The organism is Dactylosporangium sp. NBC_01737, from assembly GCF_035963215.1.
Taxonomy (GTDB): domain Bacteria; phylum Actinomycetota; class Actinomycetes; order Mycobacteriales; family Micromonosporaceae; genus Dactylosporangium.
Genome location: NZ_CP109153.1, coordinates 1,252,654 through 1,277,446, shown reverse-complemented (window position 1 = coordinate 1,277,446; position 24,793 = coordinate 1,252,654). Strand labels below are relative to the sequence as shown.

At 70.8% G+C, this 24,793-nt stretch carries 15 protein-coding genes; 10 read left to right on the top strand and 5 right to left on the bottom strand.

Annotation, left to right across the window (positions count from 1 at the left end; translation table 11 throughout):
* The first annotated feature begins 111 nt into the window (after positions 1 to 111).
* Complete coding sequence (locus OHA72_RS05725) at positions 112 to 1,464, top strand: alpha/beta hydrolase family protein (RefSeq protein WP_327006799.1); 1,353 nt, start codon at positions 112 to 114, stop codon at positions 1,462 to 1,464.
* 541 nt (positions 1,465 to 2,005) lie between these two features.
* Here the strand turns inward: OHA72_RS05725 and OHA72_RS05720 are convergent.
* Together OHA72_RS05720 and OHA72_RS05715 are read right to left on the bottom strand one after the other, a co-directional pair.
* Positions 2,006 to 4,462, bottom strand: a complete 2,457-nt coding sequence (locus OHA72_RS05720; protein WP_327006798.1) for a LamG-like jellyroll fold domain-containing protein — start codon at positions 4,460 to 4,462, stop codon at positions 2,006 to 2,008.
* Positions 4,463 to 4,546: 84 nt separating this feature from the next.
* A complete protein-coding gene (locus OHA72_RS05715; RefSeq protein ID WP_327006797.1) occupies positions 4,547 to 5,269 on the bottom strand; it encodes a DUF6086 family protein in 723 nt (240 codons plus the stop codon).
* 161 nt (positions 5,270 to 5,430) lie between these two features.
* On the opposite strand from OHA72_RS05715, the gene OHA72_RS05710 reads away from it, so the two are divergent.
* The gene (locus OHA72_RS05710; protein ID WP_327006796.1) at positions 5,431 to 7,071 is read left to right on the top strand and encodes a beta-1,3-glucanase family protein; all 1,641 of its coding nucleotides are present in this window, start codon (positions 5,431 to 5,433) and stop codon (positions 7,069 to 7,071) included.
* Between the two features lie 61 nt (positions 7,072 to 7,132).
* Here the strand turns inward: OHA72_RS05710 and OHA72_RS05705 are convergent, their stop codons facing one another.
* Positions 7,133 to 9,811, bottom strand: coding sequence for a helix-turn-helix transcriptional regulator (locus OHA72_RS05705; RefSeq protein WP_327006795.1), 2,679 nt, complete (start codon positions 9,809 to 9,811; stop codon positions 7,133 to 7,135).
* Between the two features lie 68 nt (positions 9,812 to 9,879).
* Here OHA72_RS05705 and OHA72_RS05700 point away from each other — a divergent pair, with 68 nt between their 5' ends.
* The 4 genes from OHA72_RS05700 (at position 9,880) to OHA72_RS05685 (ending at position 15,247) form a co-directional block, all read left to right on the top strand.
* Complete coding sequence (locus tag OHA72_RS05700) at positions 9,880 to 10,578, top strand: ABC transporter ATP-binding protein (RefSeq protein ID WP_327006794.1); 699 nt, start codon at positions 9,880 to 9,882, stop codon at positions 10,576 to 10,578.
* Entirely contained in the window at positions 10,575 to 11,798 is a 1,224-nt protein-coding gene (locus tag OHA72_RS05695; protein WP_327006793.1) for an ABC transporter permease, read from the top strand. The genes OHA72_RS05700 and OHA72_RS05695 overlap by 4 nt, the downstream gene beginning before the upstream one ends.
* Positions 11,732 to 12,898, top strand: a complete 1,167-nt coding sequence (locus OHA72_RS05690; RefSeq protein ID WP_327006792.1) for an ABC transporter permease family protein — start codon at positions 11,732 to 11,734, stop codon at positions 12,896 to 12,898. The genes OHA72_RS05695 and OHA72_RS05690 overlap by 67 nt, the downstream gene beginning before the upstream one ends.
* Before the next feature lie 399 nt (positions 12,899 to 13,297).
* On the top strand, positions 13,298 to 15,247 hold the full coding sequence (locus OHA72_RS05685; protein ID WP_327006791.1) for a cell wall-binding repeat-containing protein: 1,950 nt from the start codon (positions 13,298 to 13,300) through the stop codon (positions 15,245 to 15,247).
* A 277-nt stretch (positions 15,248 to 15,524) separates the two neighbouring features.
* On the opposite strand, the gene OHA72_RS05680 is transcribed toward OHA72_RS05685, so the two are convergent.
* Together OHA72_RS05680 and OHA72_RS05675 are read right to left on the bottom strand one after the other, a co-directional pair.
* A complete protein-coding gene (locus tag OHA72_RS05680; RefSeq protein ID WP_327006790.1) occupies positions 15,525 to 16,982 on the bottom strand; it encodes a DUF2079 domain-containing protein in 1,458 nt (485 codons plus the stop codon).
* A 373-nt stretch (positions 16,983 to 17,355) separates the two neighbouring features.
* Positions 17,356 to 18,384 (bottom strand): glycosyltransferase family 2 protein, encoded by a 1,029-nt coding sequence (locus OHA72_RS05675; protein ID WP_327006789.1) that lies wholly within the window; start codon positions 18,382 to 18,384, stop codon positions 17,356 to 17,358.
* A gap of 158 nt (positions 18,385 to 18,542) precedes the next feature.
* Here OHA72_RS05675 and OHA72_RS05670 point away from each other — a divergent pair, with 158 nt between their 5' ends.
* From OHA72_RS05670 to OHA72_RS05655, 4 genes are all read left to right on the top strand, one after another.
* The gene (locus OHA72_RS05670; protein ID WP_327006788.1) at positions 18,543 to 20,813 is read left to right on the top strand and encodes a hypothetical protein; all 2,271 of its coding nucleotides are present in this window, start codon (positions 18,543 to 18,545) and stop codon (positions 20,811 to 20,813) included.
* Positions 20,814 to 20,878: 65 nt separating this feature from the next.
* Positions 20,879 to 21,331, top strand: coding sequence for a GtrA family protein (locus tag OHA72_RS05665; protein WP_327006787.1), 453 nt, complete (start codon positions 20,879 to 20,881; stop codon positions 21,329 to 21,331).
* Positions 21,332 to 21,522: 191 nt separating this feature from the next.
* A complete protein-coding gene (locus OHA72_RS05660; RefSeq protein WP_327006786.1) occupies positions 21,523 to 23,052 on the top strand; it encodes an NAD(P)/FAD-dependent oxidoreductase in 1,530 nt (509 codons plus the stop codon).
* Positions 23,039 to 24,496, top strand: coding sequence for a hypothetical protein (locus tag OHA72_RS05655; protein ID WP_327006785.1), 1,458 nt, complete (start codon positions 23,039 to 23,041; stop codon positions 24,494 to 24,496). Before OHA72_RS05660 ends, OHA72_RS05655 begins: the two co-directional genes overlap by 14 nt.
* Positions 24,497 to 24,793 lie beyond the last annotated feature (297 nt).

Genomic DNA, 24,793 nt, shown 5'->3' with positions numbered 1-24,793 from the left:
CGCCCGACAGGGTGCCCGCACCTGATTACGGCGAGGTGCGGCTGCCCTGGGCCTTTGCGCTTGCCGACGGCCAGTCTGAGCGCCCACATCCACTGGACAAGGGGCATCTCGATGCGACGTCTCGGCACGGCACTGCTCATCACGGCGCTTCTGCTGCTGGGGGCGCCGGTCGCTCCCGCGCACGCGGCACCCGACGGCTTCACCGCCACGGAGGTCTCGTTCACCGGCAACGGCGGCGTCGTCCTGCACGGCACGGTCCTCGCCCCGCCCGCCGGCGCCACCCGCCGGCCGGGGATCGTCATGCTGGAGGGCGCCGGCAACCGTGGCCGGTCCTACCTGCGTCCGGAGGCCGAGGCGTACGCCCGGCACGGCATCGTCACACTCGTCTACGACAAGCGCACCGTCGGGTACTCCCTGCTGCACCGCGACTATTCGGTGCTGGCCGACGACGCCCTCGCCGGCCTGCGGCTGCTGCGCGACCGCCCCGACGTCGACCCGGCCAGGCTGGGCCTGTGGGCGCTGTCGGAGGGCGCGTTCGTCGCCCCCATCGCCGCGAACCGCTCGACCGACGTCACGTTCCTGATCACGGTCGGCGCGGTCGGCACCACCGTGGCCGCCCAGACGGCGTGGGCGTACGGCACGTACCTGCGACACGCGGGCGTCCACGGCGCCCTGCCCCGCATCATGCAGACGGCCGCGGTCGGCGCCACGATCGAAATGGGCCTCTTCGCCGAGGCGGACTTCGACCCGGTGCCCGCCTGGCAACAGGTCCGCCAGCCGGTCCTCGCCCAGTGGGGCCAGCTCGACCGCGACTCCGTGCCAGGCTTGAGCAGCCGGCTGATCGGTGCGGCCCTCGACCGCGGCGGCAACCCCCGGCACACGATCCGCGTCGTCCCGGGCACCAACCACAACCTGCACCGCACGGCCGCCGACGGTTTCGACCGCCTGCCGACCCTGCCGTCCGACTACGCGGACTTCGAGACCGCCTGGCTCACCGACCCGGCCTCTGCCGGTGCCGCCGCCTCGGGTCCCGCGCTGCCCGACGAGCCCGCGCTGACGCCCGCCGGCTCGACCTGGGCTCACTTCGCTGTCGCGCTGGTCATGCTGTGCGCCTTCGCCGGCTACTTCCTGGCCGGCCTCGTCGCCCGGCGGCGGTCGTCACGCGCCGCTCGATGGCTGCTCGCGCTCACCCCTGCCACCGTCGCCGGCACCTGCGTCTACATGTTCTTCATGCTCGCCACCGCGGCCAAGGTCACCGGCCCCGTCCTCCTGGGCCGCCCGCTGCCGTGGCTCGCCCTGCAGCTGCTGGCCGTGGCCACGGTCGCCGTGACGGCGGTGGTCGCCACGACGTGGCGCCACCACCGCGGCCTCGACGCCGCCGAACGGCTCCGGCTCGCCCTGCTCACCACCGGCGGCGCGCTGTTCATCGCCTGGGCCGTCCAGTGGGGGCTGCTGCTCCCCTGACCCGGTCCGGTCACGTGGTCGGCCCCGCCTTCCGTTGCTGTTCGCGTGCGTGGTCGTCATGCCCGTAATAGAAGAGCCATCACGGCTGCGGCCTTTGTGGTTCCGCGCAGCCTGCGGCGGCGCGAACGGGTGGCGTGGTTGCGGTCCGTGCCGTCTTGCGGTGATGCCAAGCCAGGTCCGGACTCACATGATCCAGCGCCGCCGAGGTCGTCATTCGGTGGTGCCACACCGTCGCTGCTTCAAGAACTGGCAAAAATCACCCACATCGCAGCGGAGGTCGGGCCTGCTCCAAGATCCACCCATCCGTGCGCTTGATCGAAGGATGCGGGTGGCTGTCCGCGCGACCACCACCGTCCTTTGATCATGAGGCGGGGCGGAAGATTGCCGTCCGGAGCGTGGTACTCCCCAGTCCAGTGATCGATGGTCTTCGACCGACCGGCAAAGAGGTGGGTGCCCGGCCCCGGGGCGAGAGGCAACCGCGTGGCCGGGTGGACCGGGAAGCGCGCCCTGCACGCTCCCCGGTCCACCGAACTGGGGTTGGTCAGGTGCCGGAGGTGGACAGTTGCCGGATCTCAGCGGGGGTCAGGGCGCGGTCGTACAGGTGGACCTGGTCGACGGTGCCGTCGAGGAAGTCGACGGGGTTGCCGCCGAACTTGCCGCGGCCGATGACGGTGTTGCCGGTCGGGGCGGCCTGGGGCAGGCAGGCGCTTGCCGTGCCGGCGAGTTCGCCGTCGACGTAGAGGCGCAGCTCGCCCTTGACGGTGTCGCGGACGCCGACCAGGTGGTACCACTGGTCGGGGTTGGGTTTGGTGGGTGACAGGGCGCGGACGCCGACGAAGCTCATCGCGAAGCGCTGATCCGCGCCGGAGTACTGCAGGAAGAAGTCGCTGTTGGTCGGGCCGTCCTGGCTGACGACGGTCTGGAACGCGCCGTCGGCCCGGTCGAGCTTGACCCACGCGGCGGCCGTGTAGTCCGTCGCCGTGTTCAGCAGCGGCGCGCCGGTGTCGAGGTAACCGCCGTCGAGCTGGACGCCGTTGCCGGTGTGGGCGGCCACGAACGCGGCGCCGCCGACGACGGTGGCGTCATGGGAGCCGGCCTCATCCGAGCCGGAGTCTTCGAGGGGGTAGAAGGCGATCCCGGTCAGGCCGGGGGTGCCCGGCGGTGGCTGCGGGATGTTGCCGGGGGAGCCGTCGGCGGCGGCGATGATCTGCTGGTTGATCTTCTTCACCTGGCGGAGGTCCATCTTCGCGACCTGCCGGTCGTAGGTCCAGAAGCCGTTGAGCTCGCCCTCGACGTCGGTGATCTGGGTGTAGACCGAGGCGCTGATGCCGCAGGACTTCGCCGAGGCGATGACCGCCTGCTGGTTCTCCACGTATTTCGCGGTCAGGGTCGCCTTGTCGGGCTCCATCTCGTACGCGCCGCCGTCGCCGAACCACATGTGGTTGGACGTCTTCAGGCCGAACCCGCCGTGCTCGCCGTCGATCGAGACGCGGTCGCCGCTCGGGGCGGGGGAGGCCGGGCCGAGGTACTGGTGGAAGTCGATGACGTCGCCGCGGCCGGAGTCGCCGTGCGAGTTGCAGCAGTTGACGCCGCTGTGGGCGTTGACGAGGCGGGTCGGGTCCTGGGCCTTGACGTCGTCGGCGATGCGGCCGGTCGCGAGCCGGTCCCACTCGCCCCAGCCCTCGTTGAACGGCACCCACGCGACGATCGACGTCCAGCTCTGGTGCTCGCGGACCATCTCGTGCAGCTCGGCCTCGAACTGGTCGCGCCACTCGACCGGGATCGGGCCGGTGTTCGCCGACGGCATGTCCTGCCACACCATCAGGCCCAGCTTGTCGGCCCAGTAGTACCAGCGGTCCGGCTCGACCTTGATGTGCTTGCGCACCGCGTTGAAGCCCATCGCCTTGTCCTGCTGCAGGTCGAACTTGAGCGCGGCGTCGGTGGGTGCGGTGTTGAGCCCGTCGGGCCAGAAGCCCTGGTCGAGGTTGGCGAGGTTGAACAGGATCTTGCCGTTCAGCGCGATCCGCAGTTTGCCGTCGGCGCCGCGGGCGGTACCGATCTGCCGCATGCCGAAGTAGGAGCCGACCGCGTCGCCGGACGTCAGCCGCACCTGGAGGTCGTACAGGAACGGGTTGTCGGGCGACCACAGCTTCGGGTTCGGCACGGGCACCGCGACCGGGCTGCCGACCACGCCGGTGACCCGGCCGACGACCTTGTTGCCGTTCCTGGCGACCGCCTCGAACTGCTGGCCGGCGGTGCCGTTCACGGTCAGGCTCAGGGTCTGCGACGCCAGGGAAGGCGTCATCGAGAGGCTCGTGATGTGCGCGGCCGGGACCGGCTCCATCCAGACCGTGCGCCAGATGCCGGAGCTGCCCTGGTAGAAGATGCCGCGGTCGCCGACCCGGCGCTGCTTGCCGATCGGCTGGCCGGTGGCGTCGGTGAGGTCCTCGGCCCAGACGATGAGCTCCTGCGGTCCGGTGCCGACCAGCGCGTCGGTCACGTCGAGGTCGAAGCCGTCGTACCCGCCGCGGTGCGCGCCGACCTGGGTGCCGTTGACGAACACCTTCGCGTCGTAGTCGACCGCGCCGAAGTGCAGCAGCAGGCGCTGGCCGGCCCAGCCGGCGGGGACGGTGAAGGTCCGCCGGTACCACATCCGGTCCTCGCGCCGCTGGATGCCGGACAGCGCCGACTCGATCGGGTACGGCACGAGGACCCGCTCGGCGAGGCTCTGCCCGGTGGGCACGGGCTGGCCGACGGTGGCGCGGGCGAACTCCCACACGCCGTTGAGGTTCTCCCAGCGGGTACGGGTGAGCTGCGGGCGCGGGTACTCGGGCAGGGCGTTGCCCGGCCCGACCTGCGCGGTCCATGGGGTGGCGATGGGCGGGATGCCGGGGTGCCAGGTGGGGCCCTCGGGCGGTGGCGGGGCGGCGCCGGCGGGGCTTGCCACGGCGACCACGATCGCGGTGGCGGCCGCGATCATGGCGATGCGTCTGCTCACGGGTGCTCCTTCGTGGTGCATCGAAGAAGCCTTATACCAACAAAAACAATCAGGTATCGTCAAGTATTGACATATTCAAACACCTCATGCCAGGTTGGGGGGATCGCCGAAACCCAGCCAGGTGATCCGGTGCCCGAGCCCGTCGTGCACCACCTGCAACCGCAGGCGTGACACCCCGTAGACGGTGTCCCACAACGACATGACGCTCACCCTGCGATAACCCTCGTCGGTGCTCATCAGGTCCGGCGGGATCCGGTGCGGCGGCAGCAGCAGCGGCACCGGATAGCCGTCGACGATCTCCCGGAGCCGCTCGCCCTGCCAGCCCTGCCCGTCGGTGCGGGCGTCGATCGTCTGATACCAGCCCCGCACGAGATCCAACACGATCGCCGCCAGCTCGAAGCGCACCGCCTGCGGCAGGTCCCGCGCCGCCGGCGGTCCCCACGTGACCGGCAGCAGCCGGTTCGGCGGCAGCGCGTCGTGCATCCCGTCGCGGATCTCCGGGTTGCCGCCCAACTCCCGCAGTGGCCCGTTCAGGTGCTGGTCCAGCGCGGCGAGCACCTGCATCGTGCCGATCGCCATGGCCCGCAGCACCGGTGAGCCCTGCCGGTTCCAGTCGTTGAGCAGGAACACGAAGAACTCCCGCAGCTTCAACGGGTCGAAGTGCAGCTCGTCGCTCTCGGGTCCGAGGATGCCGCTGGAGCGCTGAATCCGGTTCTCCATCACCCGCACCTGCGCCGCGAACATCTGTGCGGTGCTGCTGCCCGGCTCCCAGAACGAGACCCCGTCGACGTACCCGAACATGCCCATGCACATGACCTTGTCACGCCCGGCGGGCCGGCCGGACGTTGGGCGCCGCTCAACGAATTCTTAAGTTTGTATTCGGTCACGGGGGATTCTGTCGATCCGTGTTGACAAGGTTCCCGGCTGGTAACAATGCTCTGAGAGCGCTCTCACGAAGGAGTCTCTCGGTGCGTTTCAGGACGAAAATGCTCGGTGCGCTGGCCGCGCTCGCCGTCGCGGTGCCCGTGGGCATCGCGGCGATGCCGAACGCGTCGGCGGTCGGGCCCAGCCTGCTGCCGTTCACGGTCACCAACACCACGGGCCGCGGCGACGCGGTCTACCTCTACGTGCTGGGCGTCAACCTCACGACCGGACGCCTCGGCTACGTCAACGCCGGCGGCACGTTCACCAACTGGGCCGCCGGGTCGAATCCGCCCTCCCCGGCACCGGACGTCGCCATCGCCGGACCCGGCAACGGCGGCAGCACGACCATCCAGCTGCCGAAGAACCTGTCCGGCCGGGTCTACATGTCCCTGGGCCAGAAGCTGAAGTTCTTCCTCACCCCGGACGGGCTCGTCCAGCCGGCGCCGTGGTCCGCCAGCGACCCCAACCACGACATCCTGTTCGACTGGAGCGAGTTCACCTACAACGACGCCGGGCTGTGGCTCAACAGCTCACAGGTCGACATGTTCGCCGTGCCGCACGAGGTCACCGTGACCGGCAGCAACGGCGTCACCACCAGGACCGGCGCGCCGGTGGCCAACGGCCGGCAGAACGTGATCAACCAGGTCAAGGCCCAGGCCGGCTGGGGCAACACGGTCGTCACCCGCGGCGACGGCACCGTCCTGCGCGTGCTCGCCCCCGGCAAGGCCGCCGACGCCGGGCTGTTCAGCGCGACGTACCTCGACCCGTACATCACCAACGCCTGGAACGCGTACGCGTCCAAGACGCTGACCGTGGTGCCGTTCACGGACCAGCCGGGCATCAAGTACTTCGGCCGCACCAGCGGCAACGTCATGACCTTCACCAACGGCTCCGGCCAGCAGGTCGCGTCGTTCAACAAGCCCAGCACCAGCAACGTCTGGGGCTGCGACGGCGCGCTCGGCGCACCCAACGACCAGGTCGTCGGGCCGATCGCCCGCACGCTCTGCGCGGCGCTGCACCGTGGCACGCTCGGCACCATCGACACCCAGCCCGGCGGCGGGGCGGCGGACTTCTACAAGAGCTCGCTGACCAACCACTACTCGCGGATCATCCACGCGAACATGGCCGACGGGAAGGCCTACGGGTTCGCCTTCGACGACGTGCAGAACCAGGAGTCGCTGGTGCACTCCGGCGACCCGCGCTCCGCCGGGATCACGCTGAGCCCGTTCGTCGGCGGCAGCACGCCGCCCACCACGACCCCGCCGACCACGCAGCCGCCGACCACGCAGCCGCCGGCGGGCAACACCAGCGCGATCGCCAGCAACTGGCACGGCAAGTGCATCGACGTGCCGAACTGGAACTTCAACGACGGTCAGCGCCTCATCGTGTGGAACTGCACCGGCGGCACCAACCAGCGCTGGACGTTCACCGGCGGCACCCTGCGCACCGAGAACAACAAGTGCATGGACGTGGCCTGGGGCTCCACCGCCAACGGCGCCGCGATCCAGATCGCCAACTGCAGCGGCAACGCCGCCCAGCAGTTCGTCCTGTCCGCCGCCGGTGACCTGGTCAACCCCCAGGCCAACAAGTGCGTGGACATCGCCGGCTGGAACCCGAACAACGACGCCGTCCTGCACTTGTGGGAATGCACGGGCGGCGCCAACCAGAAGTGGCACCGCGTCTAGCAGCGCACGCCACTGCGCAGAGGGCCGGATCCCCGCCAGGATCCGGCCCTCTGCCTGTGCCCTAGCCGGTCAGGTCCAGGCGGGCGAGTTGGGTACGGCTGGCGACGTTGAGCTTCGGGAACGCGCGGTACAGGTGGTAGCTCACCGTCTTCGGCGACAGGAACAGCCTCGCGCCGATCTCGCGGTTGGTCAGGCCGGCCGCGACCAGCCGGACGATCTGCAGCTCCTGCGGCGACAGCGCCGACACCGCGCTGGCCGGGGCCTCGTCGGTGATGACCTGGGCGCCGGCGGCGCGCAGCTCGGCGCGGGCCCGGCCGGCCCAGGGGCGGGCGTCCAGCCGGTCGAAGATCTCCGCCGCGACCCGCAACTGCACCCTCGCCTCGCTCTTGCGGCGCTCCCGGCGCAGCCGCTCGCCGAACGCCAGGTGCGTGCGGGCCGTCTCCCACGGCCGCCCGCTGGAGGCGTGCGCGGCGACCGCCGCCTCGAAGTGCCGGCTCGCGGCCGGCCACGACGGCTCCAGCAGGGCGTGGCAGCGGTGCGCGACCGCGTCGGCCCAGTCGAGGCGGGCCGCGTCGGCCCACGCGACGAAGCGGGCGCAGGCGGCCTCGGCCCGGTCGAACGCGCCGATCCGGGTCGCCGCCTCGACCTGGTCCGGGGCGCTGTAGACGGCCTGGATCTGATGGCGGACCGGGCCGGCGAGGGCCGCGTCGAGCCGGTCCGACGCCTCCGCGGGCCGGCCCAGCCCCAGATCGAGCAGGGCCAGGGCCCACTCCGCCCAGGCCAGGCCGTTGGCGATGCGATTGCCGGCGTACCGGTCGTGGCAGTGCCCGGCCAGCTCGACGCACTGATCAAGATCGCCCCTGGTGGCAGCGATCCAGGCGAGGATGCCCTCCAGGTAGCCGGCCCGGTTGGGCTGGCCCGTGTCCGCGGCGAGCTGGAGGCCCTCGGTCGCGGTGGCGACGGCGTCCCGGAAGCGGCCCAGGTACAGCTCGGCGGCGGCGAGCGTCACGTGCGCGAGGGGCAGCCAGCCGACCGAGCCCTCCGCCCGCGACTCGTCGGCGACGGCCTGCGAGATCTCCCGGCCGGCCTCGAAGTCGCCGACGAGGCCGGCGACGAACGCCGCGTTCAGCCGCAGGTTCGGCGGGCCGGTGCGGGTGCGGGTCAGCGCGCGCATCGCCGGTACACCGGCCGCCGGACCCTCGACGAGCAGCCTCGCCGCCGCGGTCACCGCCTCGACGGCCGGGCCGAGGCCGTCATCGGGGGACAGGCCGAGCTCGTGCAGCCGCGCCGCCGCCTCCTGCACCCGGCGTGGGTCGCTGAGCTGCCAGGCGTTGCGGGCGGCGTCGACCAGCAGCAACCCGGCGGCCCTGCGGTCCACCGGCGCGAGCGCCGTCGCGCCGGCGGCGAGCAGCTCATGCGCGGACGCGGCCGACCCTTCGTCGAACGCGAGCCGGGCCCGCAGCTCGCACACCCGGGCGACGAGCACCGGGTCGCCGTCCACGGAGTCGCAGGACGCGAGGAACCCGCGGGCCAGGTCGGGTTGGCCGGCGTCGTTTGCGGCGACCGCCGCCGCGACCAGACGGCGGGTCCGCCGCACGGGGTCGGCGGTCAGCTGGGCGGCGCGTTGCATCGCGGCGGCAGAGGCCGGGTAGCCCTTGCGGCCGCGGGCGCGTTCGGCGGCGCGCTCCAGGGCCAGCGCCGCCTCCTCGTCGGGCCCCGTGGCCGCCGCGGCCAGGTGCCAGGCCCGGCGGTCGTCGTCGGCGGGCAGCAGTTGCGCGAGGGTCCGGTGTACGGCGAGCCGCCGGTCGAACGTGGTCTGCGCATACGCGGCGGCCCGCAGCAGCGGATGGGTGAACGCGATCCGCCCGGCGGCGACCGTCACCAGCCCCGCCTCCTCCGCCGCGCCGAGCCCGTCGGGTGACACGCCGAGCAGGTCGGCGGCCTGCAGCGCGATGCCGAGGCCGTCGAAAGCGGCCGCGATCAGCAGCATCGCCCGCCCGTCGGGTGGCAGCCGGTCGATCCTCGCCGCGAACGCGTCCTGGATGCGGCGCGGCAGCGTGGCCGGGACGAACGGCGCCGCCCCGCGGGGCAGCTCCCGCAGCGCCAGGGGGTTGCCGGCGCTGTCGCGCACCAGCCGCACCCGGATCCGCTGCGGCAGCCCCGGGCGCACCTGCCGCAGCAGGGCGTCCGCGGTGTCCGGGTCCAGCCCCGCGAGCCGGTGCTCGGGCAGGCCCTCCGGGGCGAACTCGTCCCGCGCACCGAAGATCATCGCCAGGGACTCGGCGTGCAGCCGGCGGGCCACGAAGCGCAGCGCCTGGGCGGAGGAACGGTCCAGCCAGTGCGCGTCGTCGACCAGGCACAGCACCGGCCGCTCCTCGGCGAGCTCGGCCAGCAGCGTCAGCACCGCGACCCCGACGAGCAGCTGGTCGCCGCCCGCGACCGGGCCGAGCCCGAGGGCGCCGCGCAGCGCGGCCGCCTGCACGTCCGGCAGGTGCTTCGCCCGTGCCAGGGCGGGGGCGAGCAACTGATGCAGCGATGCGAACGGCACCTCGGCCTCGGTCTCGACCCCGGCGCAGCGCAGCACGGTCATCCCGGTCGCGCCGGCGGCCGCGTCGTCGAGCAGTGCGCTCTTGCCGATGCCCGGGTCGCCGCGCACGACCAGCACGGCGCTGTGCCCGGCGCGGGCCCGGTCGAGCACCGAGGCCACCGCGGCCCGATCGGCTTCCCGCCCCCACAGCATGACGAGTCGAGGGTACTGGTCACCTGTCCGGTACCGCGCCCCCGCCCGCGGTCCATACGGTGCGGGGCATGGTTGAACTCGATGCCGTCACCAGGCGGTTCCCCAACGGCGTCACCGCGCTGGACGGGGTCACGGTCGCGTTCGAGCGGGCGACGTTCACCGCCGTGATGGGACCGTCCGGCTCCGGCAAGTCGACGCTGCTGCAGTGCGCCGCCGGGCTCGACCGGCCGACGTCGGGCCGGGTCACGATCGCCGGGCAGGACCTCACCGGCCTCAGCGAACGCCGCCTCACCCTGCTGCGACGGGACCGGATCGGGTTCGTGTTCCAGGCGTTCAACCTGCTGCCGGCGCTCACCGCCCGGCAGAACGTGGGCCTGCCGCTGCGCCTCGCCGGCCGCCGCCCCGACCGCGCCGCCATCGAGCGGGCCCTCGCCGCGGTCGGCCTCACCGACCGGGGCGGGCACCGCCCACACGAGCTGTCCGGCGGCCAGCAGCAGCGGGTCGCGATCGCCCGTGCGCTGGTCACCAACCCGGCGGTCGTCTTCGCCGACGAACCGACCGGCGCCCTGGACACCGGCACCGGCCGTGACGTCCTGCGGCTGCTGCGGACCCTCGTCGGCCAGCATCACCAGACGATCGTCATGGTCACCCACGACCCGGTCGCCGCCGCCCACGCCGACCGGGTGCTGTTCCTGACCGACGGCCGGTGCTCCGGGTCCCTGGAACAGCCGACCGCTTCCGCCGTGGCCGCCCGGATGACGGCATGATCTTCATCGCGCTCGCGACGCTACGGCTGCGGTGGCTGTCGTTCGTCGGCACGTTCATCGCCCTTGCCCTCGGCAGCGCCCTGATCGCGGCGATGGGGCAGGTCCTGGCGACCACCGCGGGCGCGCCGGACCGGGCGCCGCAGCGGTACGCGGCCTACCCGGTCGTGATCGCGCCGCACGACACGCTGACCGTGCCGACCTGGCAGGGCGGCGACAGCGAACCGCTCGCCGTCTCCCACGGCCTGCCCGCGGACCTGGTCGCGGCCCTGCCGGACGCCCGCGTCGACCGGATCATCCCGGCGCAGTTCGCGGACGGCCCCGTCAGTGCGGGGGCCGGGCGGCCCTGGGCGGTGGCGCCCGCGCTGCTGTCCGGGCGGGCACCGGCCGCCGACGACGAGATCGCCGCCGGCGGGCGCCCCCTCGGCGCGCGGGTGAAGGTCGTGACCGGCGACGGGTCGCACGCGTACACCGTGGTCGGCACCGTCCCGGCCGGGCTCTACTTCGCCGATGCCACCGCCGCGAAGCTGTGGCCGCAGGTCGACGCGCTGCTGCCGGCCGGCGGCGCCGAGCAGGTCCGGGCCGTCGTCGGCGACCGGGCCAGGGTCCTCACCGGCGATGACCGGGCCCGCCTCGACCCGGGCCGCGTCGCCGACGGCCGGGCCCGCAACAACGCCAACACGATCGTCGGCATCGCCCTCGGGTTCGCCGCGTTCGTCGCGATCTTCGTCGTCGCCTCGACGTTCGCGTTCGCCGTCGCGCAGCGGCGGCAGGAGTTCGCCCTGCTGCGGGCCGGCGGCGCGCTCCCTGGCCAGATCCGGCGGCTGGTGTGCAGCGAAGCCCTCCTCGTCGCCCTCGTCGCCGCCGCGATCGGCGCCCTGGCCGGCCCGTCCCTGGCGCCGGCGCTGCTGGACCTGCTGCGGGACCGTGGCATGGCACCGGACTGGGTGAGCACGGTCAGCACGGCCCGGTGGCCGGCCTGGACCGCGTTCGGCACCGGCGTCACCGTGGCCCTGCTCGGCGCGGTCACCGCCGCGTGGCGGGCCGGCCGGGTCCGCCCCGGCGAGGCGCTGCGCGAGACGGTCGTGGAGTCGCGGACCATGCCCGCCGCCCGCTGGGTGGTCGGCGGCCTGACCTGGCGACCGCGCTGGTCACGATGGCCGGCACCGCGATCGGCGACCCGGCGTCGGCGACCAACCGCAAGAGCTACATGCCGGTCGTGATGCTCCTCGTCGCCGCGACCGGTCTGCTGGCCCCGGCGCTGGTCGGCCTGGTCGCCCGCCGGTTCGGCGGCTCCGCCCCGCCCGCCACGGGGCTGCTGCTCGCGCTGCGCAACGTCACCGCCTCCGCGCGGCGCACCGCGGCGGTGGCGGCGCCGGTCCTGGTCACCGTCGGGCTGGCGGCGTCGCTGCTCATCGCGTCGGATCTGACCGACGCGGCGAAGCACGTCCTGCGCGCCAGGCCCGTGCACGCCGACTTCCTGGTCCTGCCGGACGGCACGGCCGGCCTGGACCGGCAGCTCGTTGCCCGGCTGCGCGGCGTCCCCGGCGTCGACGTCACCGTCAGCACCTCGACCAGCGTCTACACCCTGGAAGGCGACACCGCACTGATCCAGCGCCCCGCCGAGGCCGTGGACGAGGTGCCCGACGGCGGGATCAAGGTCGCCGCGGACTGGAACCTCCGGGTCGGTGACACCGCCCGGGTCTGGCTCGCCGACGGCAGCCGGGCGGAGCTGCGGGTCCTCGAGGTCCTGCCGGCCGGCAGTGCCGCGGACGCCTACGTGGGCGCGGCGAAGGCGTTCACCGTCCTGCCGTCGGTCGCCTACGTGCGGCTGCGGCCCGGCACCGACCGCGCGGCCACCGCCGTGGCGCTGCGCGACGCCGTCGACGGGCACCGGGCCCGGGCGGTGCCACGCAGCACCTGGCTCGATGCGGAGCGCGGCGGGCAGGGCTCGGCGAGCCGGCTCGGCCTGCTGGTCGTGCTCGGCATCGTGCTGGCCTACACCACGCTCGCCATGGTCAACACCCTGCTGATGGCGGCACCGGACCGCGCCGGGGAGCGCCGCTCGCTGAGCCTGCTCGGCGCGACCAGGGCCCAGGTGCTCGCCTGGACGGCCGTGGAGGTGCTCGTCACCGTCGCGCTGGGCGTCGTGCTCGCCGCGGGTGCCACGCTGATCGCCGTCGGGGGACTGTGGACGACCCTGTTGCGCATCGCCGGACCGGTGACGGTGAGTGTGCCGTGGGCAACGCTCGGTGCGTTGATCGGCGGGACGGCGCTGCTCGCGGTCGCTGCGGCGCTGGTCGGAGCACGTCCCGGAAAATAGTGAGACCGGCACCCACGGGGGAAGGCGCCGGTCTACTGCCTCCAAGAATAGGCCGCCATCCGCACATCCGCCAGTGCCAACCGGACGACGTCCAACGTGGACGATCGGCGCCCCGCAGGACGCGATGTCGCCTCACGTTCATCGGGCGTTCAGCCGAGGCGGTTCGGAGTTTGACCGACTCCTCCGTGATGTCCCAGTTTGATCATCAGGCGTTCAGCCGGACGCTGGAAACGGGGGCAACACGAAATAAGATTCATGATTAAACTCCCGGTCGGACCCCGCCTCGACGCCTCGGTGGAAGCGAGAGCGGTTCGGTAATCCACGCGGTGGTCCTTCAAATCCTTTTCGGGGAGGATCAATTTGTCTCGTGCTTACGTCCGTCGACTCGCAGTCGGCGGCGTGGTCGTCGCGACCGTCGCGCTGACGGCCACCTCGGCCAGTGCCACGCACAATGGCGCCAACGGCAAGATCACCTACAACATCGGCAACACCACCTACGTTGCCAACCCGGACGGTTCTGCCGCCACGATCCTGGTCAACGACAGCTTCACCGGCGGCACGTGGGCACCGGACGGCAGCCGGTTCGCCTACTCCTCGACCGCTGCGGGCGTCGGCATCAAGACCGTCCGCCAGAACGGTGTGGCGCCGGTCGTAGTGACCGGCAACGACGCCGATCAGGACCCGGCGTGGGGCGCCGACGGCGACGTCGTCTTCTTCAGTCGTCAGGGCCGGCTGTGGTTCGCCCTCAGTGACGGCGCCGGCGAAGCGCCCTTCGGCGCGGCAGGCTTCCAGGACGTCCACCCGTCGGTGTACGGGTATGACGTCATCTTCGAGCGGGACGGGTCCGGCGGTGCTCCCGCGGTGTACCGGCACAACAACGGCAACCCGGGCACGGACGCACTGCTGATCCCGAACGCGGCGAAGCCCGACTACTCGCCGGAGGGCGAGCGCATCGCCTACGTCGTCCCGGGTGCCACGGCGGCCGACGACCAGATCTGGATCGCTGACGCGGCCGGCGAAAACGCGGTGAAGCTGACGAACGACGCGGCGGGAGCCACCTCGCCCGCCTGGTCGCCGGACGGCAACACGATCATCTACACCCAGTCCACCGGAGCGGTCAAGAGCGTCGTCGTGGCCAACCCGGGCACGGTCTCTCCGGTCAACAGCAACGGGCAACGCCCGGCGTGGCAGTCCCTGCAGACCAACGGCGTGGACCGGGTGTGGGGTCAGGACGCCATCGAGACTGCGATCTCCGCGTCGCAGTGGAACTACGCCGATTTCGGCGCGGACGACCCGATCCGGAAGTCGGCCGGTGCGGTCGTACTCTCCCGCTCGGACCAGTTCTACGACGCCCTCGCGGGCTCGGCGCTGGCCATCAGCAAGGACGCGCCGTTGCTGATCACGGCGACGTCGGCGCTGGACGCCCGGGTGCAGGCTGAGATCAAGCGGGTCCTGGGCACCTCCGGCACCGTGTACCTGCTCGGCGGCACCGCGGCACTGCCGGCCTCGATCGCGAACAAGCTGACCAGCCTCGGCTACACCGTGCAGCGCCTCTGGGGCAACACGGCGGTCGAGACGGCGATCGCGATCAACAGGGTCATCACCGACACGCCGGAGATCGCCATCGTGGCCACCGGGGCGGAGTTCTACGACGCCCTCGCCGCCGGCGCGGTGGCGGGCGCCAACTCCAAGACCGTGATCGTGCTGAGCTGGGGCAGCAGCATGCCGGCCGCCTCGGCGAACTACCTCAACTCGCTCAACCCTGATCCGAGTGTCGAGGGCGGCACGCTGATCGTGGCCGCGGGCGGCCCAGGCGAAGACGCGCTGGTGGCCGCGCACGAGAGCGGACAGATGCCGAACTGGCCGTTCCAGACCGGCTACTACCCGGTGGTCGGCGACAACGCGAAGGACACCGCGCTGCTCATCGCGCAGTCCTTCTTCGCGTCGCCACTGGTCGCGGCGGTCGCGACCAGTGCGGGGTGGTATGACGCACTGACCGGTGGCGCCATGATCGGCGCCCAGTACGGGCCGCTGCTGCTGACCGACCCGAATGGCCTGTACGGTCCGGTCGCGGACTACCTTTCGAACAACTCCGCCAACATCTGGAAGGGCGTCGTTCTCGGTGGCGAGGCCGCGCTTCCCGCGTCGCTGATCAGCCCGATCGGCAACGCGATCGCGGTGCCGGGCTGGTGGCAGAGCAACAGCATCCAGCCCAACCTGGGCACGCCCGGGACGAAGAGCCTGCAGGCCCAGACGACGCCCGGTGTTCAGGCCGGCAAGGGTGCCAGCGGCCGGCCCGCTGTTCCGGGTGTCACGCTGCCCAGCCCGACCGGCACGCTCACCCGCTAGTCACCGCACCACAACCGCACACGCGGAGGGCCCCGGCAACCAGCCGGGGCCCTTCTCGCTGTGCGGTGCTGTGCCCGCTGGGCCACCGCTGGCGCGGCGTCCCGGCGGGGGGTTCCCACCCCACCCCCCAATGCTCGCGCTCCGCACGGCCGAAACACGCGCAGGCGCGCTGCATATTCGGGCCGGTGGTCCGTTGCTTGATGGCGCCAGGCCCTGCAGCCACGACCGCGCCCACTGCGTGGTGCACGGTCCGGCGCGGTCAGCCAACGATGACGGGCTAGTCCTTGCGCTTGAGCAGCCAGACGTCGTCCTGGGCCCAGATCTCCTCGTAGCCGTGGTTGAGGTAGTCCTGCTTCAGATCGAGGATCTGCTGCCGGCTGGAGTACGGCCAGGTGATCTTCGGTGCGGCGCCGAGCACGACGTACTGCGAGCCGTGGAGCTTCTTGAGATCGACGAGGACGAGATGTTGCGTACGGCTGCTGATCAGGACCCCGATTGCGTCGTCCGCCTCAACGGTTGCGTTCGCGGGGATCTGGTCCACGACGGCGACGGCCGCGCGCTGGTACGCCGACTGTTGCCAGGCGTCCGGTTCCGTGAGGCGGGAGAAGGCGAACAGCGACGTGGTGCAGCCGTAGATCGCGACCGCGAGCACACCGATCGCCCACGTCCACACCAGCGGCCGTGAAGCCCGTGCCGGTGCGGCCGCCGGTGGGTCCGCCGGTGGGTCGTCCGGCGCCGGCGTGTTCGCCCCCGCGCCGCGGCGCTCCCGCCAGCGAGAGTGCCAGGCCGCCAGGCGCGCGATGCCGTCGACGCCGGCCATCAACATGATGACCATCAGCGGGGCGTTGTACTGCCAGTGCACGGTCGTGTACGTGTACGTGTCCGACAGCAGCCGCAGGGTCAGCGACGGGAGCGCGAGCAGCACGATCGGAGACCGCAGGCTGGCGCCGACCACGACAGCGAGCAGCCAGAGCAGCAGCTGCCGCTTCTCCGGCGTCGAGACGACGAGCTCGACGAGCTTCCAGGGATGGGTCAGGGCGAACTTGGCCGCCGGTACGGGCCCGGAGCCGAGCGACCAGTAGGTCCAGTACTGCTGTGAACCTCCACCGAAGGCCGGAATGAAGACCTTGGTCGCGAGCGCGAACCAGGCGACCCCGGCGAATGCCAGTCCGCTGCCCCACCACCGATGACCGCGTATGAAGAAGAGCAGACCCAGCGCCGCCACCAGGAACCCCATCTCCTCCTTGACGAGCAGGAGCATTCCGGCGAGGGCTGCCGCTTGGCGATGATGGCCGGCATACAGCCGCTCGATGATCAGGGCCAGGATCAGGACCGCGCAGTCCAGCTCGTGGTACCCGACATCCATGGCCGACTGCAGGCCCCAGGACACCCCGAACGCGATCGAGACCAGGTACGCCGGGACGACCCCCAGAATGCTTCGGGTGAACCGCCAGACAACCGCGGCCGTGATCGCATAGATGGCCGCCTGGGCGAGGAAGAGCATGCGCATGTCGTCCCAGACCCAGTACAGCGGGGCCAGGAGTGCATGGATCGGCGAGAAGTGGTCGCCGAGCTGGAGGAAGTTGGTGCCGAGCCCGGCGTAGGCTCCCTTGAGCGGCACTCGAGGCGGCTCGAAGCGCGAGTAGGCGCGCACAGTCTGGTCGAAGATCACGTTGTCGAAGGACTTGTAGTAGATGACCTGTCGCCAGTTCTGCATCATCAGGGCGGTGTGCACGCCGAAGACGAGCGCGACAACGCCCAGAACGCCATACGTGTGAGGGGAGCCCAGCCGTTGGCGCAACTTCGATGACGCTTCCGGACTGTGTGCCGTTTCTTCGACCTGCGTGCTCATAACTCTCCAAGAAGGGCGGATCCAGCGCCGGCGGCACCGAGGTTTCGTCGCTCACGGTCGGGTCCGATCCCGCGGCAGTCGACTCCGTGACGAACGCGTCCACATCACGCAGTCGACGGCGAGCTTGCCCAGCAGACTCGGCGTGTCGTCGCAACTGCCGTCGATGTGGACGACTTCGTGGGCTTCGCCGGTCGCGGCCGCTCCGGCCGAGATGCGGACGTGGCACCGCAGCGGTCACCCGGTTCCGGGGCCCGCCCTATGCCGTGAGGTCGGTGGTCTCTGTGCGTCGGCGCGGGGCAGGCACCGGATCGGCGCCGGCCCAGCCTTGCACTCCCTGGGCCTCCGGGGAGCCGGGCTCGGAGGTGGTGCGGGGCAGATGGGCTTCCTTGAGGAGGAAGTGCGGTCGGCGCTTCACTTCGTAGTAGATACGGCCCACATACTCGCCGATCACCCCGACGACGATCATGTTGAGGCCGCCCAGGCCGACGATCGCGGTGAGCAGCGTGGTGTAGCCGGGGGAATCCACGCCGGAGACCATGCTGTGGCCGATGATCCACAGCATGTACGCGACGGCCAGCCCGGACATGAACAGTCCGAGGTAGATCGCCAGCCGGAGTGGCCGGTTGTTGAACGACAGCAGGCCGTCCATCGCGTAGTTGACCAGTTTCGGGAACGTCCACGAGGTGGCGCCGCCCTGGCGGGACACGTTCTGGTACTCGATGTAGGCCACGTCGAAGCCGACCCAGGCGAACATCGCCTTCGAGAAGCGGTTGTATTCCGGCATGGTGAGGATCGCGTCGACGACCGGGCGTGAGATCAGCCGGAAGTCGCCGGCGCCGTCGACCAGCCGGACCTCGATCCAGCGGTTGACCAGCCGGTAGAAGGTCTTGCTCAGGAACGTTCGGGTCGCCGGGTCGCCGGCTCGGTTGCGCCGAGCGACCACCTGGTCGATCCCGTTGTGCCACATCGCCACCAGTTGCGAGATCAACTCCGGTGGGTGTTGCAGGTCGGCATCCATGATGATCACGGCGTCGCCGGTGGTATGCCGCAGTCCGGCGTACATTGCCGCTTCTTTACCGAAGTTACGGCTGAACGCGACATACCGGACGCGTTCGTCGTTGGCGGCCAGTTTGCGCAGAATGGCGAGGGTGTCATCGATACTGCCGTCGTCTACGTAGATCAGCTCACACGTCTCACCGGCCGCTGCGACCTCAGCGGTGATCCGGTCGTGCAGCCGGACAAGAGTCTCGGCTTCGTTGAAGCACGGTATGACCACGGACAACACGTAAGAGCCTCTCGTCTGGCAACGCGCCATACCCTAACGCCGAGGTCGCCGCCTTCGCGACCCGGCCGCGTCGGATCGGCACCGTCCGGACGTAGGGCGATAGGGCCGCCCGGTACTGGCTACACTCCAGGGCGCCCCGACCTAGGAGTGCTCGCACCGTGCAGGAACTGCTCGTGGACCCGCCCGCCGTCGAGTCCCGCCACGCGCCCGAACGCGTCGCCCGCCGCCGCGCCGACCTTGTCGGCCTCGCCGTCGTGGCGGTCATCGTCGCGTTCGCCGCGCAGCTGCCAGTGCTCAAGACGCACCTTTTCTACTACTACGACGACACCTCGTCGGTGATCATCCCGGGCTGGCGCCTGATCGGCGAGCAGCTGTTGCAGGGCCGGCTGCCGATGCTGGACGTCGACGCCTGGCTCGGCGGCAACTTCGCCGGGGAGGCACAGTTCGGCCTGTTCAACCCGTTGACCATGGCCAATGCGGTGCTCGTCGCGCTGCTGCCCGACCTCGCGGTCGCCGCGATCCTGATCAAGACCGAGTTCCTGGTCCTGCTCGCCACCGGCGTCTACCTGCTGGCCCGCGAATACGGTGCGGGCCGCTCTGCCGCCGCCGTCGCGGCGGTCGCGCTGCCGTTCAGCGGCTACACGCTGTTCTGGGACGCGCACGCCTGGGTGACCAACCTCATCGCGTTCGGTCTGACCGTCCACACCTGGTGGACACTGCGCCGCTATGCCCGCGGCCGGCTGCACCCGGTCGTGCCGCTCGTCGTCGCCGTGCTCACCACGACCGCTGGCAGCCCGTACGCCGTGCTCGGCGTGATGGTCGTCGTGACCGCGGTCCTCGTGGAGCGGCTGGCGAACCGGCAGCGGCGGGAGGCGATCGGGGTGGCCGTCATCGGCCTCGTCGCTGGGCTGGCGGCCGCCGTCGTCTTCTTGCCGCTGCTGGGTGTCCAGTCGATCGGCACCCGGCAGGCCGGCGGCGTCTTCAACACCGGCCAGCTCGTCCCGGCCCTCGGGCAGCTGCTCAACCTCAGCGCTCCGACGTACGTGCCGCGGATCTACACGTTCAACCCCGCCTCGACCGACGCCTCGACGCCGATCGCCTACCTGGCGTGGTTCGTCGCGCCACTGCTGCCGTGGTTCGCGTGGTCCGCCCTCAAGGGCTTCCGCCGCTGGGCCGGCATCCTCGTCGTCGGTGTCGCCTACTTCGCATTGACCCTGGCCCCGTCGCACCTGTGGATGTTCCGCTGGCCGGCCCGCCTGATCGAATACCTGTTCCTGGCCGTCATCCTGGTCGTCGCGCTGCTGCTCACCGCCGGCCTGCGCACCGACAACGCGCGGCGGCGCGGCGCCGTCACCGCCGGCCTGATCTTCCTTTCGACCTACCTGGTCTGGGCCGACCGCCCCGATCAGACCCGCCGCGCGGTGGAGGCAGCGCTCGTGGTCGGGGTGCTGGTCCTGGCGGTCCTGCTGGCCGCCCGGCACCGGACCCGCCTGGTCACCCCCACGCTGATCGCGGGCACCCTCGCGGTGCTGGTCCTGCAGCTCAACTGGTTCCCCCGAAACCGGGACATCACGGCGTGGCAGTTTCCGCACAACGTGGCACAGCTGCGCGCCGACTTCGCCGACCGGTCCGACGGCAACACCTTCATCGTCGCCAACTCCGTGAAGATGAGCAACGCCGACAAGCAGCCGGACAAGGCCTGGCGCGAGGTGCTCTTCGGCAACGTCAGCCACGTGGCCGGGATGGCCAGCCTCAACGGCTACACCGGCATGGGCAACCGGCAGTTCGTCGAGGCGCTGTGCATGGAATACGAGGGCAGCGTCTGCGACAAGGCCTACCAGCGGGTCTTCGCGGTCGACCCGGCCACGGGGGTACCGCTCGCCGACCTGCTGCGGCTGCGCACCGTCACGCTGTTCAACGCCCAGATCCCCGGCACCCTCAAGCCGACCCCCGAGCTGCTGCGCGACCAGCCCTACGCGTTCGACCTCAAGCTGGCCCCGCCCGGCTGGGAGACCGCGGACCGCGGCACGTACGCCACCGTCATCCGCCGGACCGGGGCGCTGCCGCATCCCGAGGGCCGGGTCTCCTGGACCTCGCCGGGCCTGACGGTGACCGCCGACAGGGCCGAGCCGGAGGCCGAGGAGATCCGGTACACCGGCGGCGGAAGGGTCATCGTGGCGGCGCTGGCGTGGCCCGGCTGGCACGCCTCAGTCGACGGCCGCAACCTGCCGGTCGACCGCGGGCCGGCCGGCCTGATCCAGGTCGACCTGCCGTCGCGGGCCACCGAGGGCACGCTGAAGCTGTGGTTCGTCCCCGCCGGCCTGCGCACGGGGGTCGAGCTGCTCGCCGTCGGCGTGCTCATCGGCGCTGCGTACTGCACCTATCACACCGTGTACGCCCGCCGTCGCCGCGCGATGTCGGCCGGGTGAGCCTCGATGATCCGCCCGTTCGGCCGGATGAGGCCGCCGACCAGTCAGCCCGTAGGCTGGCCGGCATGAGTGTGGAGGTGGAGTCCGTCGATGTCCCGCGGGGTCGCGTCGGTGCCCTTCTGGAGCACAGCGCCTTCCGGTATGTCGTCATCGGCGGGCTCAGCGCCGCGGCCGACTTCGGCCTGCTCTACGCGCTGCACGAGCGGCTCGGCGTCCCGGTCGGGATCGCCGCGTTCGTCGCGGTCACCCTCGCGTTCGTCTTCAACTTCGCGCTCAACCGGATATGGTCATTTCGCAGCCAGGCACCGGTTGTCGGCCAGTTCGGCAAGTACATCTTCCTCGGCTGCGTCAACTGGGTGCTGACCGCCATTCTCGTGACCGCGTTCACGGCCCTGGGCCTGAACTATCTGGTGGCGAAGGCGATCGCACTCGTGCTGACTACAGCGAGTAACTACACGCTGTACCGGTTATGGGTCTTTAAAGATCGACGGCCGGCGACGCCGACCAAGGTCGGCTGAACGGGCTGTAAAGTACGCACGGTCGTCTGACGAGTGCTCTCGGAGCGCGGTGGGCGACACTGTAACCGGCAAGGAACTTGTGTCCGGCAGGTTGCCGTTCACCGACATGTCCTTTAGTGTCGCCGTTCGTGCTGGCCGCCAGGCCGTCGCGCGCTTCACGGGGTGTAATCGAGCTGGCAGGGAGTGCCATTGTGTCTGGCGAGAAGCCGACCACTGTAGTCATCGGGGCCGGTCCGGCCGGTCTCACCGCCGCTTATGCCCTTGCGAAGCAGAGCCTGCCGGTGCAGGTCTTCGAGGCCGACAAGGTGGTCGGTGGCATCAGCCAGACCGTCGAGCGCGACGGATGGCGCTTCGACATCGGCGGCCACCGGTTCTTCACCAAGGTGCCCGAGGTCGAGGCGCTGTGGCACGAGATCCTGCCCGACGAGGACTTCCTGCTGCGCCCCCGCATGAGCCGCATCTACTACCGCGGTAAGCTCTTCGACTACCCGTTGAAGGCGATGAACGCCCTGCGCAACCTCGGCGTGTGGGAGGCCGTGCGCTGCGTCGCGTCCTACACCGCGGCCCGGATCCGCCCGCCGAAGGACCAGTCGCACTTCGAGGGCTGGGTCTCCGCCCGTTTCGGCTGGCGCCTCTACTCCATCTTCTTCAAGACCTACACCGAGAAGGTGTGGGGCATGCCCGCCACGGCCCTGCAGGCCGACTGGGCCGCCCAGCGCATCAAGAACCTCTCGCTGTCCAGCGCCGTGATGAACGCGCTCATGCCGAAGCGCAACCAGAAGGACATCGCGAGCCTCATCGAGGAGTTCCAGTACCCGAAGTACGGCCCCGGCATGATGTGGGAGCGGTGCACCGAGCACGTCGAGAAGCTCGGCGGCACGGTCGCCCTGCAGACCTGGGTCAAGACGATCCACCGCGACCCGGAGACCAGGAAGGTCACCGCCGTCGACATCGCCGACGCCGCGGGCGAGCGGCGCGTGCCGCTGGACCACCTGATCTCCTCGATGCCGCTGTCGGAGCTGGTCCTCGCGATGGAGCCGGCCGCCGATCACGACGCCATCCTCGCCGCCAAGGACCTGCACTACCGCGACTTCCTCACCGTCGCGCTGGTCGTGCCGCAGGAGTTCTCCTTCCCGGACAACTGGATCTACATCCACGACCCGCACGTCAAGGTCGGCCGGATCCAGAACTTCGGCTCCTGGTCGCCGTACATGGTCAAGGACGGGCGCACCTGCCTCGGCATGGAGTACTTCGTCTTCGAGAACGACGAGATGTGGGTCAAGTCCGACGAGGACCTGGTCGCGTTCGCCACCTCGGAGCTGGAGCGCCTCGGCCTGGTCAAGGAAGGCGCGGTCGAGACCGGCTACGTCGTGCGGATGCCCAAGGCCTACCCGACCTACGACGAGACCTACCAGCGCAACGTCGACGTGCTGCGGGCCTGGCTCGACGCCAACGTCACCAACGCGCACCCGGTCGGCCGCAACGGCATGCACCGCTACAACAACGCCGACCACTCGATGATGACGGCGCTGCTCACCGCCGAGAACATCGCCTCGGGCACCACCCACGACGTGTGGGAGGTCAACGTGGAAGAGGAATACCACGAGGAGAAGTCGACCTCGGACGGCGGCGCCGCCAAGGGCACCGGCCGCAGCGCTCCGGTGATTCCGCGGCAGACCCCTCGGGTAGACGCTTCCAGCACGGCCGATGTCGACCGATGAAGCCACGCTGCCGGCGGTGACGGACCCCGTCGCCGCCGGCACCACCCCCACCCCGCGCAGGCGCAGCGTCGCCGGCGCCGGCCGGTGGCTGTGGCACACGGTCCGCACCAACAAGGCGTTCACCACCCTGCTGGCCGTCGCCGCCCTCGTCCGGGCGGCCATGATGGTCACGTACTACCCGGCCTTCGCCTACTTCATCGACACCCGGGCGTACATGCTGTCGGCGAAGAGCTGGGACACCGACCCGATCTGGCCCTTCGGCTACCCGTTCTACCTCTGGCTCCTCGCACCGTTCGGGCGCACGTCGGTCGTCGCCCTCAGCCAGCACCTGCTCGGCCTCGCCATGGGCGTGGTCGTCTACGCCCTGCTGCGCCGCCGCGGCATCGGGCGGGGCTGGTCCACGCTCGCCGCGGCGCCGATCCTGCTCGACGCCCGGGAACTCGTGGTCGAGCACCACCTCCTGTCCGACACGCTCTTCTCGGTGCTCCTGCTGGCCGCGGTCGTCCTGCTCCTGTGGACCGACCGGCTGCCGATCTGGGTCGCGGCACTGTCCGGCGGCTTCCTCGCCGCGGCGAGCCTCACCCGCACCATCGGGCAGGTCCTGCTCGTCGTGTTCCTCGCCTACCTGATCGTGCGCCGGGTCGGCTGGAAGCAGGTGGCCGCCTTCTGCGTGGCCGTCGCCATCCCGCTGTCCGGCTACATGGTCTGGTTCCACCACGAGCACGGCGTCTACGCCATCAACTCCTACACCGGCCGCTACATGTGGGCCCGCACCACCACGTTCGTCGACTGCGACAAGATCGACTTCACGCCGCAGGAGCGGGAGCTCTGCCCGCTCGAGCCGCTCGGCCAGCGCCTGGGCCCCGACTCCTACCTGTGGTACGACGACCCGACGGATCTCGTCCGCCGGTACAAGGACGACAACATCTACAAGTCGTTCGCGACCAAGGCGATCCTGGCCCAGCCGGACGAGTACTTCAAGGTCGTCATGGCCGACACGGTGCACATGTTCCAGCCCGGCTGGCACGGCCCATCGCGCACCGAGTGCGTCCACGACCGGTGGAACATGCCGTCGGCCGGCTCGGGCGAGGCCTGCGCGGCAACGCTCATGGTCAAGCCCTTCATCCCCGGCGCCGAGGCGACCGCCGGCGAGCCGGCAAACTGGCAGAACAAGGCCATGCACGCCTACGGCCGGGTCTTCACGGTCCCGGGCCTGCTCTACGTGTTCGTCCTGCTGGTCATCTTCGCGGCGGCGCTGCGCCGCCCGCGCAAGCAGCACGGCGGCGAGAACCTCGACGCGGTCTTCCTGGGCACCATCTCGGTGGCGCTGGTGATGATGTCGCTGGCGTTGTCCGCGATCGACATCCGTTACGTGATGCCGTTGCTGACGCTGGCTCCGGTGGCGCTGGCTCTTTCTGTGCATCGCTTGCGCCGGGCCGCCTAGCTCGCTGTCGTACACATGTGCTATCCACAGGCTGTGGATAGCACATGTGTACGAAGGTTGTTTGGCCTGGTCGGGGGCTGTGGATAACGCTGTGGTCGCTCTTCGCGTGCGAGCGTGAACGGGTAGCGCGGTCGCCGTCCGTGTCGTCTTGCGGTGATGCCAAGCCAGGTCCGGACTCGCATGATCCAGCGCCGTCGAGGCCATCATTCGGTGGTGCCACACCGTCGCTGGCTTCAAGGGCGAGCACAAATCACCCATAACGCAGCGTTGGCTTCACCCGCGCCGGGATCCACTCGC